Source organism: Brevibacterium picturae (genome assembly GCF_900105045.1).
Classification (GTDB): Bacteria; Actinomycetota; Actinomycetes; order Actinomycetales; family Brevibacteriaceae; genus Brevibacterium; species Brevibacterium picturae.
Map to the genome: position 1 here is coordinate 220,362 of NZ_LT629739.1, position 12,226 is coordinate 232,587.

The window sequence follows — 12,226 nt, forward strand, 5'->3', positions numbered from 1 at the left end:
GAACCAGCGATTTGGTCCGACACGAGTTGCTCCCAGGAGGACGACATGAGCGATGACAACCACAACCTGATCATTCGCATCGGCCAGGACGAACTCGTCATTCGTCAGCGGTATCAGGTGCTGAGCATCGTCAATGATGTGCTCATCGGCGTCTGGTTCCTCATCGGCAGCTTCATGTTCTTCTCCGACGAATGGGTGTTCACAGGCACCTGCCTGTTCGTCCTCGGCAGCGTCGAGATGCTCATCCGACCGGTGATCCGTCTGATCCGGCACGTGCACCTGCAGAAGATCGGCGGACCTGAAACCCCGACCACGGACGCCACATACGACTTCTGATCACCCCAGATCCCCGCGCAGCTCCCCACCGTCCAGCAGCAGAATCCGATCCGCTGTCTCTGCCGCCCACCGGCGGTCGTGGGTGGTGGCCAGGATGGACCCGCCTCGGCGAATGAATTCCGTCATGAACAGGTTCAGCCGTCCGATCGCCATGCGGTCTCTGCCCAGGGTCGGTTCGTCGAGGAGGAGGATCCGAGGGCCCATGATGAGCGCCGTAGAGATGACCAGGTCCTTGCGAAGTGCGATGCTCAGATCATAGGGGTGGGTCTCACTGACTGCCTTCAGCTCAGTTCTCGCCAGTGTCGAGGTGACCGCTGCCTGTCGCTGGGCGCGGATGGCTGACCTGTCACGGCGCCGGTGCGGGGGCAGGGGCGCTGCGTGCGTGAGTTCCTCGCGCACGGTCGCGGCAGAGAGTTGGCTGCCCGGGTCCTGCCCGACCCAACCGAGGTGCCGTGCCCGCTCGTGCGTCGGGGCCTCGCCGAGGTTGATCGGGCTTCCGTGGGCATCGACCGTGATCGTGCCCGATGTTCGGTCCCCGCTTCCGAGGAGACCTGTCAGGCTACGCAGAAGCGTAGACTTTCCCGCACCGTTGGACCCCACGATCGTGACGATCTCACCAGATGCGACGTCGAGATCGACGTCGTCGAGGACTTCGGCTCCGAGACGGGCGACGCTCAGCCCTCTGACGGTCAACGCTGCGGGCTTCGCACGCTCGGACCCATCCGTCGCAGTTCTGCCGGTTCTGTGGCGTTGACGCGTTCGTGTGTCCCAGATTCCGTGGTGATCACAGTCCTCTGCCGTGAGTCGGTGCCGTGTCGTGATCAGTCGCCCGGAATCGAGAACACTCATCTCGCTGCTGACTTCGGTCACTTCGTCACGCTGGTGGGCGGTGATGAGAACCGCTCCCCCGGCGGAGCAGAAGTCCTGCAGCACTGTGCCGAGGCGGCCACGGGTGTCGGGGTCGAGGGACAGTGAAGGCTGGTCGAGGACCAACAGGGACGGTCGCAGCGTGAGCAGGCCGGCCAGTGCGACCAACTGCCGCTGACCCCCGGACAGGGCGTCGAGTCGGCGTCCCCACAGATCTCGGATGCCCAGTGAGTCGAGAACTAACCGCGCTCGCTGCTCAACTGCTGCCAGCTCGTCGCCGTGCAGCCTCCCGGACAGTTGCACCTCATCGCCGACGAGGCTCGTCATTCCGGACAGCTGCGCCTCGGGATCGTCGCCGAGCATGACCGCAGTCCCGTCGAGGCGAACCTCGCCGGTGGTTGTTCCTCGGTCGATGAGCAGCCCGGTGATCAACCGTGCCAGGGTGGACGTGCCCGAGCCCAGCGACCCGAGGACTGAATGAATCCGGCCCGGGGCCAGGTGCAGGTCGATGTCTGACAGCGCCGCCCATGCGCTGCCGCGGTAGGTGAAGCCGGCTCCCTTGAGTTGGACGACCACGGTCTCAGGCACCGCCGATCAGCTGGTCGGCGGTGGGAAGGGGGAGGAATCCGATCACGGAGCACACGATGAGAATGCAGGTGAGGACGGGAGCACCTCGGCGCAGGAGCCGCTGTCCGCGTCCGTCGGTGTGGTCCTGCAGGGATGTCGTCTGCCTTGACTCATGGAGTCCGCGCTGTGCAAGGACGTCATGGCGCTGTTCGACCTCGATGAGCACGGAGGTGAACAGCCCGGTGACGATCCCGGGCAGCAGTCGTATGCGGACCGCCCAACTGCGCACGTTCCATCCGCGACTGGCACGGGCCTCGATGATCGCCGCGGTGCGGGAGCGGATTAGCGGGATGAGGCCGATTGCCGAGGCGCAGATATAGGCCACTGTCGAGGGCAGTCGCAGGGTGCGCAGCCCGTCGAACAGGCGCGCCGAGTCGGCTCCGAGACCGAAGACCGCGCTCAGGGACACGAGTGCACTGACCCGCAGCCAGATCTGAACGGCGATCGCCAGGCCCTCGACGGTGAGTCGGGCGGGACCGTACTGCCACAGCACGCTCACCTCGGTGCCGGGGTAGAACAATCCCTGCACGACGCCGAGGACGATCAGCGTCGGCAGGCACAGCACGCCGACTCCGATCGCCCAGGCGCGCAGGTTCACCGCCGGCGACACCGCGGCGGCGATGAACGTCGCGCCGATGACGGCGATGGGCACGACCGGGGACGGGACGCCGAAGACGAGCAGCAGGGAACATGCGAGGACGATGATCTCTGTGGCTGGATGCCACCGGCGCGCAGCGTGCTGTTCCCGGCCGAGAACAGTCGCGGTCATTCAGCCGACTCCGACCGGCGCTCTGGATCTGCGCGAAAGACTGTGGTCGGTGAACGGATACCGATCGAGGATGCGCCGAGGCAGGGTTCTCACGACGACGTAGGCCAGGGCGAAGATCAGTGCCTTGTCGATGATGTCGGAGAACAGGCTCTGCGCCAGGGTTGCGTTGAGCATTTCGAGGCCGGCCGCCTGCAGGATGGCGACGACACCGCCGGTGCCCGCGCCCAATCCTCCGCCGAAGACATAGGCGGCCACGGGGGCGCCGAGCGCTCCGGCGGGAATTCCTGCGATGGCTCCGGTGAGGACGGCGAACCAGGGGGTGCGGAAGGCTCCGAGGCGTGCCGCCCACCCTGCTGCCGCGCCGATGAAGGCGGCTCCCGAGCTGAAGGCGATGACGCTGGGGCTCAGGGTGACTCCCCAGATGAGGTTGGAGATGATTCCGGTGAAGGCTCCTGCTGCGGGTCCGGCGAGAACGCCGATCATCACGGTCCCGATCGAGTCGAGGTAGAGCGGGATGGGCGTGACGTTGCCGATGACGTGGCCGATGACGATGTTGGCGGCGATGGCGACGGGGATGAGGGCGATGATGCTGCGTGGGATCAGCGGCAGTGTACCGGCTGCCAGCAGGATTCCTCCGGCAAGGTATCCGAGGATGACCCACAGTGTCGTATGTCCCAGGTCGGTGCCGAGGTTGGCCGGTTGTGTCAGGAGGACGGCGACGTAGGTGCCGAGCACGACGAGGGTACCGAGGAAGGTCAGTGTGAGGGCAAGCGTGTGACGCTTGTGACTGTTGCGGCTCTGGGTTTGTGCGGGACCGACGGTGTGTGCCGGCCCCTGCCCAGACTGTCTAGATGTCGTGTTCATGATGAGGTCCTTTGCTCAAAGTTTCGCCGAGGTGGTCGAGGAAGAGCTGGGCATCGATCGTGCGGATAATCTCTGCGTTCGCCTCTTTCCCCCACCGTCCCAGCCAGTCGGCGACGGTTTCGCCACGTGTGAGTGTACCGGTGAGTTCGATGTCGACGGGCGCGCAGATCGTCTCTGCCCAGGGCAGTGTGCCTCGAGTTCCGTTCGGAATCGGATTGTTCGTCGGCGCGGAATCGTCGACTGCCGCCGAGGTGGCCCTTCGCCTGTGCTCGCGTGCCCATTCGAGGGCACAGGCCAGGACGAAGGGGTCGTGGATGTGAGCGATGTAGCCCAGGCCGTCCCATTCGTGGAACTCGAAGTAGAAGCGCAGCGCTTCGGCCATCTGGGTCAGCCAGTCGTCCCATCGGTTGCGGCCGGCAGCCGATCGACCGACAACCGGTAGGGGTGCATCCGATCGGTGGGTCCCGTTGTCGGGGGCCGATGCGCAGCCGAGGATCGCTTTCAGCCGCCCGGGGGTCATCTCGAGGGCTTCTGTGGCTTCGATCGGGGCGATCACCGGCAGATGGTCGGGTGCGCCCCCGCTGTGGGACGGGTCGAAGGCCGAGAGGACTCGAGCAGTGGACTCGGGGTCGAAGGTGACGTTCCATTCGGTGGTCGGATGAGTGTTGCCACGGTAGTTGAATGCTCCTCCCATGATGAAGAGTCGTCGCATCAGTCGGGGCAGTTCGGGATCGAGATCGAGGGCCAGTGCGAGGTTCGTCGCCGGACCGATGACCACTCCGATGAGTTCACCGGGATGAGTCCGTGCCGCATCAACCCACGCCTGGGCGGCACTGACACTGCTGGTCGGAACACTCGGAGCGGGCAGGTGGGCGTAACCGGCACCGTTGGGTCCGTGGGTGAGGTCGGCATATTCGGGCTCGGCGCCATCAGGCTCGACGAGCTCGTGTTCGGCACCGGCAGGGACGGCGGTTTGTGGGCCTCTCTCGCTTGCGGTCCACGCCAAGGGAAGACTCTGCCCCGCATGGATGGGAATGTCGGTTCGTCCAGCGAGTTCGAGCCATCCCTGAGCATTGGCGACGACCTGAGCGGTGGCCACATTCCCGCCTGAGGCGGCGATGCCGCTGATGTCGACGTCGTCCTGGCACAGCAGGTAGCCGAGGGCGAGAGCATCGTCGATTCCAGGATCACAGTCGAGGAACAGTGGCAGTTCGGATGGCATGAGCCCTATTCTGCCGGAGTATTGGATGCTGCTGTCACCACCGGCTCATTCGTGTCCAGTTGGCGCATGGCTGGGTTGATCCTCGGCGCACGAATTGGCAGCACAGATAGAAGGTCTTCGCTGGGGGCTCGTTGATCCCGAACTCTGTACGCAGATCCACGGGTTCTTGGGCTTCGAAACCGGTGCCGATGGCTTCTCCGAAAGCGGCACCGGTGATCCACGGGCGGGAGGAGAAGGCGTATGCGTTGTTGAATATTTCGCAGTCGCAGCAGCAGGCGCCCATGCTTCCCAGCCGTTCCATCAGCGCAGTGGCCCTGGGCGCTGTTCGGTCTCGAAACGTCAGTGCGAAGCGATGCGTTCCATCACATCCGAACTCGCCGAGCTGGCGGAAGACATAGCAGACCAAGCACTCCCCTGCCCGGGGTGTGAGAATGCGGGACGATGCGGCGTCGACGATGGTTCTGACTTCTGATTCCATAATGTCTTTGTCCATGCGGCAATGATTTCAGACGGCACTGACATGAACTGCAGTCAAACCGTTCCGGCGACCGAAAACTGTACTATTTACGCTGATGAGGTCCCTGGCGGGCTGCGTGCACATAGAATCGGGTCATGAGCATTCTTGTCGTCGGTGAGGCTCTCATCGACATCGTCAGCACGACGGGTTCACCGGATCGCTATGCCCCGGGCGGGGCGCCGGCGAATGTCGCACTCGGCCTGGGCCGCCTCGGCTCTGAGGTCGAACTGCTCACTGACGTCGGCGATGACTTCCACGGCGGGTTCATTCTGGCTCATCTGCGGGAGTCGAACGTCAGGGTGCACGTCCGCCCAACGGGCTCGACCTCGACGGCGCGGGCCCTGCTCTCGGCGGACGGGTCGGCCGAGTACGAGTTCTCACTGCGCTGGGCCCCCGATGCCTCGCTGGTGGACGGAGCAACTTGGACAGCGATCCATTTCGGTTCGATTGCTGCGTTCCTCTCCCCCGGAGCCGAGACAGTCGACTCCCTTCTCCAACGCGGTCGAGACTCCTCGGCTCTGCTGAGCCTCGATCCCAACATCCGTCCCACCATCATCGGAGACCATGGGCCGGCATCGGCACGTTTCGAGACACTCGCCTCACGGGTGGATGTGGTCAAGCTCAGTGATGTCGACGCGGATTGGCTCTATCCGGGCCTCAGCACCGAGTCTCAGGTGGATCGGATCATTCGCCTCGGAGCTCGGCTGGTCGCTCTCACCTGCGGATCGGATGGGGCACTCCTCTCGACCGCCTCGGCGAGGGTGAGGACGCAGGCACACTCAGTCGAGGTGGCGGACACGATCGGTGCGGGAGATTCCTTCATGGCCTCTCTCGTCCACGACCTGCAGAACCCGAGGTCGCGAATCGAGGACATGGACGAGGACGAACTCAGACGCCTCGGGGAGAGTGCCTCACGACGGGCGGCTGTCACGGTCGCTCGCGCCGGCGCTGATCTGCCCTGGGCCCGCGAGGAAGGTCCCTAGCTGCTCGAGTGCGATTCTGTGACCGTTGCGGCTGCCCTCGATCATGTCCTGCCCGACGAAGGAGACGACCTGGTCGACGATCGAGACAGACGTCCCCGCGGGGACGTCGTCGAAGAACCAGGAGATCAGCCCCGAAGCAAGGAGATCGTCACCGCGCCAGACGGATTCCGTCTGGACCGCGAACGATTGCTCTTCGACGGCGATATAGGTCACGATCGCTGAGGACTGCAGCTGCCCCGGGGTACCGCAGCGGTATTCGGCGCTTCCACCTGAACGGAAGTCGTCATGGTCGTAGACGAGCGCTTCGCCGGCAGGAACGCTCCACTGCTGCCTCGACCGCGTGTCGGCGAATGCCGCCCAGACGTCCCCGCGGGGACGCGGGATCTCCGTGTCCAGGTGCAGTGTTTCGGTCAGTGGCTTCATCGGTCGCCTCTCCTCACTCACCGGAGAACACGATTCGGTTGCCGTCGGGGTCGGCCACCTGAAGGATTCGCTGACCACCACCTGGCTGCGGACCATCATGTTCGATGCCGGCAGAAGACAGCTGGCCGGCCAGGGCGTCGAGGTCGGACTCCCCGAAGACCACCGTCGAACAACCGGCGCGTTCGGGTTCTGCCCATACCTGAATTCCGAAGTCCTCCGCGAAATGCCATTCGAGCAGTCCGGGCATCGGAGTGGCATCCGCGTCTCGCCCGAAGAGTCTCGTGTACCAGTCGCGGGCACGACTCTGGTCGTTGACGGTGGCATTGGCCATGATTCCGGTGAACATGATCGCCCCTTCGAGATTGCATGATGTAAGTAGTTGCGAATTGCAACCACTCACATCATGCAATCACAGAAGTCCCGGCACCACAAGCCCCATCGCAGGCTCATCCTCCGAACGGAGCCAAGGAGAACCGACCCCAGGCGAGGAAGGCGAAGGCGAGCAGAAACGCGACGTCGCCGACCATCCGCCCCCACTCGCTGCGGCGGAATCTCGTCGTTGCCGCGCCCGCCATCACCAACATGAGACCGCAGGCAGCCAGCGGGGACAGAAAGGGCAGAACCCCGATAAGCGGCGGGACCACCAGCCCGATCACACCAACGATCTTGATCGTGCCTATCGCCTTGACATGACCGGCGCCGAAATCATCGACCCAGTGCTGACTGCTCGCCAATGAGCGATATCGCTCCTTTGTGAGGATGATCTGGCTGGCTCCCCCGACACCGAATGCCAGGGCGAGCACTCCGGCGAAGATCCACAGTACGATATTCATCAGCAAGCTCCTTCTTTTTGGTCGGACCAGCCCGTTCTGGCCTTCACCCTCATGACGCAGCGTGGCGCCGAAAGGTAACAGCCATCGACGATTTTCTTCCGACTTCGGAGTTCGAAGCTCACAGGCCCCGCCTCACTGCGGTGGCGACACGGATCCTCGGCACTCGCGCCGACGCCGAGGATGCTGTGCAGGAGGCATGGATCCGACTGGACAGACAGGACGCAGAGGGCATCGACAACCTCGGCGGTTGGCTGACTCGGGTGGTCGGTCGAGTCTGCCTCGACGTTCTGCGCAGACGCACCGCACGGGGTGAGACCGCTCTCGACACCTGGGCGACCGACGCCCAGATCACCGATGACCGCCCGGGCCCGGAGGAGAGTGTCGCTCGGTCGGAGTCTCTCAGTCTTGCGATGATGATCGTCCTCGATGCACTGCGACCGGAGGAGCGTCTCGCATTCGCCCTCCACGACCTTTTCACCGTCCCCTTCGCGGAGATCGCCGTGATCATCGATCGGACCGTCGAAGCCGCAAAGATGGCCGCCAGTCGGGCCAGGCGCAAAGTGAAGGAAGTCCCCGCGCCCACAGGTGAATTGTCCGCCAGACGCGCGGCCGTCAATGCATTCCTCGCTGCCGCTCGCGAAGGCGACTTCGATGCGCTGCTGCGCGTGCTCGATCCGGACGTTACCTGGCATCGCTGCACGGCGCGCGGAGACACCGTCGAGCTCGGGGCCAACGAAGTGCTTGCGGCCCTCCGGCGCGGCGACCCCGGCAAGATTCAGGCCCGACGCGTCAATGTCAACGGTGAGCCGGGAATACTCGTATCAACGACAGGCGGACGCGTGCTGGGCCTGATGTCGTGCACTGTCGCAGGCGGCAGGCTGATCGATATCGTCTCGATCCTCGATCACGCGTGGCTGGCCCGCCTGCAATTGCCCGGCTGCGAACCCTCATGACTGCCCGCGATCTCACCGGTCGACACCGGTGTCCCCGAGCGCAGCCTCGTACGCGGCTTGCAAGCGCTCCGAGGCCCGAGACCGGGTGCGATCGTGTCGGCCCGCGCCGAGGTGGACTTCCCTGAGTTCGTCCATGAGGTCATCGACGAGCTCGGGAGAGTTGGCGAGGATCCGTGCCCTCACCGTCAGTTCCGGTGAGGTCGGACGGTGGTTCATCCCCCAGGCGCCGAGTGCAACCATGACAGGCACGACCTGGATGCCCGCCTCAGTGAGGGAATAGGCCGCCCGTCGGCCCCTGACGGTATCCGCGCGAGTCAGCAGGCCTTCCTCGACGAGCTTTCGCAGGCGACTGGCCAGCATGTTCGAGGCGATGCCTTCGTCGTTGAGGGTCAACAGTTCGCGGAAGTGGCGACGACCGCCGAAGACGATATCGCGGAGCACGATGAGGCTCCAAGAGTCGCCGAAGACTTCGACGGCGGCATTGATCGCGCACCCCGAGCGCGGTTCGCTGTGCAATTCGTCCTCCCAAGTGGTTGCATTCCACAATCACTGCATTCTACGCTTGAGGCAATTGTCGTCGCCAATCACATCGGAGTGATCATGTTTCGTGCTCGTGTGCACAGTCAGTTCGTCTCGCTCGACGGGTATTCCGCCGGTGACTTTGTCACATTCGACAAGCCGATCGGTGACGCGCAGGCGCTCTTCGGCTGGTTCGATGGCCAAGGAATCGAAGGCATCGGCGACGTCGATGCGCCGGTGACAATGGATCGAGCCCTCTTCGCGCTGTGGGGGCAGGGCATCGGTGCCGAGATCATGGGGCGAAAGAAATTCGGACCGCAGCAGGGCCCGTGGCCGGAAGATGGTTGGCGCGGCTGGTGGGGTGAGGAGCCGCCGTTCAAGACTCCGTGCTTCGTGCTCACTCACCACCCTCGTGAGCCCATGCACTTCCCCAATGGGACGAGTTTTCACTTCATCGATGCCGCACCGGTCGAGGCTCTCCGCCAGGCGAAGGAGGCGGCGAACAATCTCGATGTGCGCATCGGCGGTGGACCGTCGACGGTGCGGCAGTTCCTTGCCGCTGACCTCGTGGACTTCATGCATGTGGCCATCGTGCCGATCACGCTGGGCCACGGGACCTCGTTGTGGGAGGGAGTCGAAGGGATCGAAGACCGGTTCGATATCGAGACGATCGGCTCATCCAGCGGTCTGACTCACCAGCTCTGGAACAGGAAAGAGCGAGAGTGAAAACGTCGTAAACATGACAATGGGGAGATCGAACGCTGAGTTCGATCTCCCCATCTGTGTGGTGCGGAATCTGTGTGTCGCGAAGTCCTACTTCACAGCCTCGGCGATCGGAGTGTCACCATCGTAGAAGTTCACAGTCTCTCGCTTCGCGGCGTCGTGGGCGATGACATGGGTCATCACATCGGCGACAAGCTCGCGGGAAGTCACTCGCGTGTCACTGTCCGGAGTCGTACCGTCGACATCACCGGAGCCATCGGCCAGCAGCACACTGCCCTTCGACGGCTCCAAAGTCAGACCGCCGGGCCCGAGGATCGTGTAGTTCAGGGAGCTTGCGCGCAGGTGCTCATCTGCTCCGTGCTTCGCTTCAACGTAAGGGTAGAACGAGCTCTCCGGATCGACCCGGTCCAGGTCGACTCCAGCACTGGCATAGGAAACGATGACGTAGCGATCGACTCCAGCTTGCATGCTGGCGTCGATGGAGCGTTTCGCTGCCTCAAGATCCACAGCGCGGGTCCGGTCAGGATTGCCGCCACCGGCACCTGCCGAGAAGACCACGGCCTTTGCTCCGGTGAAGAGTTCGGCGAGCTTGCCGGTGTCGGCCGATTCGATGTCGAGGACAACCGCGTTCGCGCCCGCAGCCTCCACCTCGGCGGTCTGATCCGGGTTGCGGATGACGGAATCCACCGAGTACCCGGCTTCCTTCAGCTTCGGTGCGGCCATGAGCGCGATCTTGCCATGGCCTCCGAGAATGACTACGCGGTCTGCATCAGACATGTATTTCTCCTTCGTCGGTGTGCTGGTGGCACTGTCACTGGGAACAGCCCCGAATGGCTGCGATTTATTCCACAACGAGTATTCTCATAGCCATGTCGAGGCCCCCGAACACCGCTGCCGCCCTGCACGCTATGGATCGCGGGCGAAGTGTCGTCGTGGGAACGTCGTCCCGGAAACTCATCGTCATTCTGTTCATAGCGCTCGTGATCGGCGCGGTCCTCGTCGGTCTCGCGGTCCTCATCGTCTCGAGCAGTCTGGAACGGAATGTCAGCTGGATGCTCTTCGCCTTCATTCCGCGCATGTGGGCGATCACCGTCGGCATCATCGGCTGCCATGTCGTGGCTCCGATCGCAGTCGCCTTTCGCCTCCGCCGGGCAGACGCGCTCGTGGTGTCTAGTACCGGTCTCGTCGAGTCCCACCGTGGGACGGTTCTGCCGGCGTCGTTCGTGTCGTGGAATGAGATCGAACGGATCACCCTCGACACGGCCACCCCGAGACCAGGACCCAAATACGTCGTCTACTACCTGACTCGAGACTCCGTCCAGCGACGTGGCCGCACAGGCCCCTTCGCCCGACGGATCATGCTCCGCACCGGTTTCGAGCTCTCACACCGGCGATTGTTCGAACTCTTAACAGCAGCACACGCACGGTATGTGAGACAGATTCGATGAGTCGGCCACGGTGTCGATATCAGCGCGCCGGTTTCGTCGAAGTCGGTCGAACCGACCGCAGTCGCCCAGTCATGCGGTGGACCTCACCCGAACACGTGGTCGCTCCTGTGAAAGAACACCGCCCGCGTCCTCTAACGTAGTCACTATGCTAAGACGCCTTGCCGCCCGCGCATTCTGGACATTCAGCCGCTGGAAGTTGGTCACCCAGCCCGCTCCGAGTCGACCCACCGTGCTCATCGGCGCTCCTCATACGTCCAACTGGGACTTCATCCTCATGCTCTCGATCGCCTGGAGCCAACGCATCGAGGTGCACTGGCTGGGCAAGAACAGCCTCTTCAGGGGATGGCGCAACCCGATCATGCGCGGACTCGGCGGGATCCCCGTCGATCGGTCCGACCCGAGTCGCATCGTCGCCGAGGTGATCGACCGAGTCCATGCCGGTGACGTCTTCGGCCTCGTCGTCACCCCCGACGGCACGCGAGGCGGGCACACGGACTGGAAGTCCGGATTCTACCGGATCGCTCAGAAGACGGGTATGCCGGTCACGCTCGGATACGTCGATCGGACCACGATGACCACGGGGCTCGGACCGACCATCGACATCACCGGTGACGTCGTGGCAGACATGGATCGCATCCGTGCGTTCTACGCGGATAAGGCGGGCATCCGTCCCGAAAAGCAGGTCGAACCGCGGCTGCGGGAGGAGTTCGATCGCTAAACTGAGATCATGAACGGCTCGTCTGGCACTGCGTCCTCCTTGCTTGCCGCACTCAACCGTCAGCGGGAGAAACCTGCCCCTCTGAGCGCGTTCACAGTAGTCATCGACCGAATTCTCGACGGCAACGAAATCGTCCATCTCGCACTTGAGGGCAATGGGTGGACGTGGGTCGACCCTCTGATGCTCGTCACCGATCGGCGCGTGCTCCTCCTGCGCAGAGGCGTGTTCGGCTTCTGGGGCAAGCGGGGTGAGATCGCTGCCAGTGAGGTCTCGGGAGCGACGTTGAAGGTGAACCTGTTCTTTGGCAGAATCACCGTCCGCTCTCATGGCGGCAAGTTACTCCGCATGGGGTACAACTGGGAAAGAAACGCACGGGACTTCGTCGACTCCCTCAACCAGATGATCTCCGGCGACCACCGCTGAT

General features: G+C 63.7%; 17 protein-coding genes. 7 read left to right on the plus strand and 10 right to left on the minus strand.

Annotation, left to right across the window (positions count from 1 at the left end; translation table 11 throughout):
• Nucleotides 1-45: 45 nt before the first annotated feature.
• On the plus strand, nucleotides 46-336 hold the full coding sequence (locus tag BLT92_RS01040; RefSeq protein WP_092102068.1) for a YrhK family protein: 291 nt from the start codon (nucleotides 46-48) through the stop codon (nucleotides 334-336).
• Here the strand turns inward: BLT92_RS01040 and BLT92_RS01045 are convergent, their stop codons facing one another.
• From BLT92_RS01045 to BLT92_RS01065, 5 genes are read right to left on the minus strand one after another with little or no spacing between them, the layout of a single operon-like run.
• Complete coding sequence (locus tag BLT92_RS01045; RefSeq protein WP_092102071.1) at nucleotides 337-1,791, minus strand: ATP-binding cassette domain-containing protein; 1,455 nt, start codon at nucleotides 1,789-1,791, stop codon at nucleotides 337-339. It abuts the gene before it with no gap.
• Nucleotides 1,784-2,599: an energy-coupling factor transporter transmembrane component T family protein gene (locus BLT92_RS01050; RefSeq protein ID WP_092102075.1), complete on the minus strand. Its 816-nt coding sequence runs from the start codon at nucleotides 2,597-2,599 to the stop codon at nucleotides 1,784-1,786. Before BLT92_RS01050 ends, BLT92_RS01045 begins: the two co-directional genes overlap by 8 nt.
• Nucleotides 2,600-3,463 (minus strand): histidine kinase, encoded by an 864-nt coding sequence (locus BLT92_RS01055; protein ID WP_092102079.1) that lies wholly within the window; start codon nucleotides 3,461-3,463, stop codon nucleotides 2,600-2,602.
• Nucleotides 3,447-4,685 (minus strand): nucleoside hydrolase, encoded by a 1,239-nt coding sequence (locus BLT92_RS01060; RefSeq protein WP_092102082.1) that lies wholly within the window; start codon nucleotides 4,683-4,685, stop codon nucleotides 3,447-3,449. Before BLT92_RS01060 ends, BLT92_RS01055 begins: the two co-directional genes overlap by 17 nt.
• A 34-nt stretch (nucleotides 4,686-4,719) precedes the next feature.
• Nucleotides 4,720-5,178: a DUF2695 domain-containing protein gene (locus BLT92_RS01065; RefSeq protein ID WP_092102085.1), complete on the minus strand. Its 459-nt coding sequence runs from the start codon at nucleotides 5,176-5,178 to the stop codon at nucleotides 4,720-4,722.
• Between the two features lie 119 nt (nucleotides 5,179-5,297).
• On the opposite strand from BLT92_RS01065, the gene BLT92_RS01070 reads away from it, so the two are divergent.
• Entirely contained in the window at nucleotides 5,298-6,185 is an 888-nt protein-coding gene (locus tag BLT92_RS01070) for a carbohydrate kinase family protein (protein WP_092102087.1), read from the plus strand.
• Here BLT92_RS01070 and BLT92_RS01075 read toward each other — a convergent pair.
• The 3 genes from BLT92_RS01075 to BLT92_RS01085 all read right to left on the minus strand — a co-directional run bounded on the left by BLT92_RS01075 (nucleotide 6,114) and on the right by BLT92_RS01085 (nucleotide 7,441).
• A complete protein-coding gene (locus BLT92_RS01075; protein ID WP_092102090.1) occupies nucleotides 6,114-6,608 on the minus strand; it encodes an SRPBCC domain-containing protein in 495 nt (164 codons plus the stop codon). The genes BLT92_RS01070 and BLT92_RS01075 overlap by 72 nt on opposite strands.
• 13 nt (nucleotides 6,609-6,621) lie before the next feature.
• On the minus strand, nucleotides 6,622-6,954 hold the full coding sequence (locus BLT92_RS01080; RefSeq protein WP_092102093.1) for a VOC family protein: 333 nt from the start codon (nucleotides 6,952-6,954) through the stop codon (nucleotides 6,622-6,624).
• Between the two features lie 100 nt (nucleotides 6,955-7,054).
• On the minus strand, nucleotides 7,055-7,441 hold the full coding sequence (locus BLT92_RS01085; protein ID WP_092108640.1) for a DoxX family protein: 387 nt from the start codon (nucleotides 7,439-7,441) through the stop codon (nucleotides 7,055-7,057).
• Between the two features lie 83 nt (nucleotides 7,442-7,524).
• Here BLT92_RS01085 and BLT92_RS01090 point away from each other — a divergent pair, with 83 nt between their 5' ends.
• Nucleotides 7,525-8,394: a sigma-70 family RNA polymerase sigma factor gene (locus BLT92_RS01090; RefSeq protein WP_269457388.1), complete on the plus strand. Its 870-nt coding sequence runs from the start codon at nucleotides 7,525-7,527 to the stop codon at nucleotides 8,392-8,394.
• A 12-nt stretch (nucleotides 8,395-8,406) separates the two neighbouring features.
• On the opposite strand, the gene BLT92_RS01095 is transcribed toward BLT92_RS01090, so the two are convergent.
• A complete protein-coding gene (locus BLT92_RS01095) occupies nucleotides 8,407-8,940 on the minus strand; it encodes a winged helix-turn-helix transcriptional regulator (RefSeq protein ID WP_231938962.1) in 534 nt (177 codons plus the stop codon).
• A gap of 54 nt (nucleotides 8,941-8,994) precedes the next feature.
• On the opposite strand from BLT92_RS01095, the gene BLT92_RS01100 reads away from it, so the two are divergent.
• Nucleotides 8,995-9,639, plus strand: a complete 645-nt coding sequence (locus BLT92_RS01100) for a dihydrofolate reductase family protein (RefSeq protein WP_092108642.1) — start codon at nucleotides 8,995-8,997, stop codon at nucleotides 9,637-9,639.
• A gap of 87 nt (nucleotides 9,640-9,726) precedes the next feature.
• Here the strand turns inward: BLT92_RS01100 and BLT92_RS01105 are convergent, their stop codons facing one another.
• Nucleotides 9,727-10,413 carry an SDR family oxidoreductase gene (locus tag BLT92_RS01105; RefSeq protein ID WP_092102101.1) on the minus strand — a complete coding sequence of 229 codons (687 nt, stop codon included), beginning with the start codon at nucleotides 10,411-10,413 and terminating at the stop codon, nucleotides 9,727-9,729.
• A 92-nt stretch (nucleotides 10,414-10,505) separates the two neighbouring features.
• Here BLT92_RS01105 and BLT92_RS01110 point away from each other — a divergent pair, with 92 nt between their 5' ends.
• From BLT92_RS01110 to BLT92_RS01120, 3 genes are all read left to right on the plus strand, one after another.
• Entirely contained in the window at nucleotides 10,506-11,084 is a 579-nt protein-coding gene (locus BLT92_RS01110; RefSeq protein WP_092102104.1) for a hypothetical protein, read from the plus strand.
• A 145-nt stretch (nucleotides 11,085-11,229) separates the two neighbouring features.
• Nucleotides 11,230-11,802, plus strand: coding sequence for a 1-acyl-sn-glycerol-3-phosphate acyltransferase (locus BLT92_RS01115; RefSeq protein ID WP_092102107.1), 573 nt, complete (start codon nucleotides 11,230-11,232; stop codon nucleotides 11,800-11,802).
• Nucleotides 11,803-11,811: 9 nt separating this feature from the next.
• Complete coding sequence (locus BLT92_RS01120; RefSeq protein ID WP_092102110.1) at nucleotides 11,812-12,225, plus strand: PH domain-containing protein; 414 nt, start codon at nucleotides 11,812-11,814, stop codon at nucleotides 12,223-12,225.
• The last annotated feature ends 1 nt before the right edge of the window (nucleotide 12,226 follow it).

Bases quoted from the DNA above. Each gene is read 5' to 3' on its own strand.
- BLT92_RS01040 (WP_092102068.1), top strand. From the start codon at position 46: ATGAGCGATGACAACCACAACCTGATCATTCGCATCGGCCAGGACGAA.
- BLT92_RS01050 (WP_092102075.1), bottom strand. From the start codon at position 2,599: ATGACCGCGACTGTTCTCGGCCGGGAACAGCACGCTGCGCGCCGGTGG.
- BLT92_RS01055 (WP_092102079.1), bottom strand. From the start codon at position 3,463: ATGAACACGACATCTAGACAGTCTGGGCAGGGGCCGGCACACACCGTC.
- BLT92_RS01060 (WP_092102082.1), bottom strand. From the start codon at position 4,685: ATGCCATCCGAACTGCCACTGTTCCTCGACTGTGATCCTGGAATCGAC.
- BLT92_RS01065 (WP_092102085.1), bottom strand. From the start codon at position 5,178: ATGGACAAAGACATTATGGAATCAGAAGTCAGAACCATCGTCGACGCC.
- BLT92_RS01070 (WP_092102087.1), top strand. From the start codon at position 5,298: ATGAGCATTCTTGTCGTCGGTGAGGCTCTCATCGACATCGTCAGCACG.
- BLT92_RS01075 (WP_092102090.1), bottom strand. From the start codon at position 6,608: ATGAAGCCACTGACCGAAACACTGCACCTGGACACGGAGATCCCGCGT.
- BLT92_RS01080 (WP_092102093.1), bottom strand. From the start codon at position 6,954: ATGTTCACCGGAATCATGGCCAATGCCACCGTCAACGACCAGAGTCGT.
- BLT92_RS01085 (WP_092108640.1), bottom strand. From the start codon at position 7,441: ATGAATATCGTACTGTGGATCTTCGCCGGAGTGCTCGCCCTGGCATTC.
- BLT92_RS01100 (WP_092108642.1), top strand. From the start codon at position 8,995: ATGTTTCGTGCTCGTGTGCACAGTCAGTTCGTCTCGCTCGACGGGTAT.
- BLT92_RS01105 (WP_092102101.1), bottom strand. From the start codon at position 10,413: ATGTCTGATGCAGACCGCGTAGTCATTCTCGGAGGCCATGGCAAGATC.
- BLT92_RS01110 (WP_092102104.1), top strand. From the start codon at position 10,506: ATGTCGAGGCCCCCGAACACCGCTGCCGCCCTGCACGCTATGGATCGC.
- BLT92_RS01115 (WP_092102107.1), top strand. From the start codon at position 11,230: ATGCTAAGACGCCTTGCCGCCCGCGCATTCTGGACATTCAGCCGCTGG.
- BLT92_RS01120 (WP_092102110.1), top strand. From the start codon at position 11,812: ATGAACGGCTCGTCTGGCACTGCGTCCTCCTTGCTTGCCGCACTCAAC.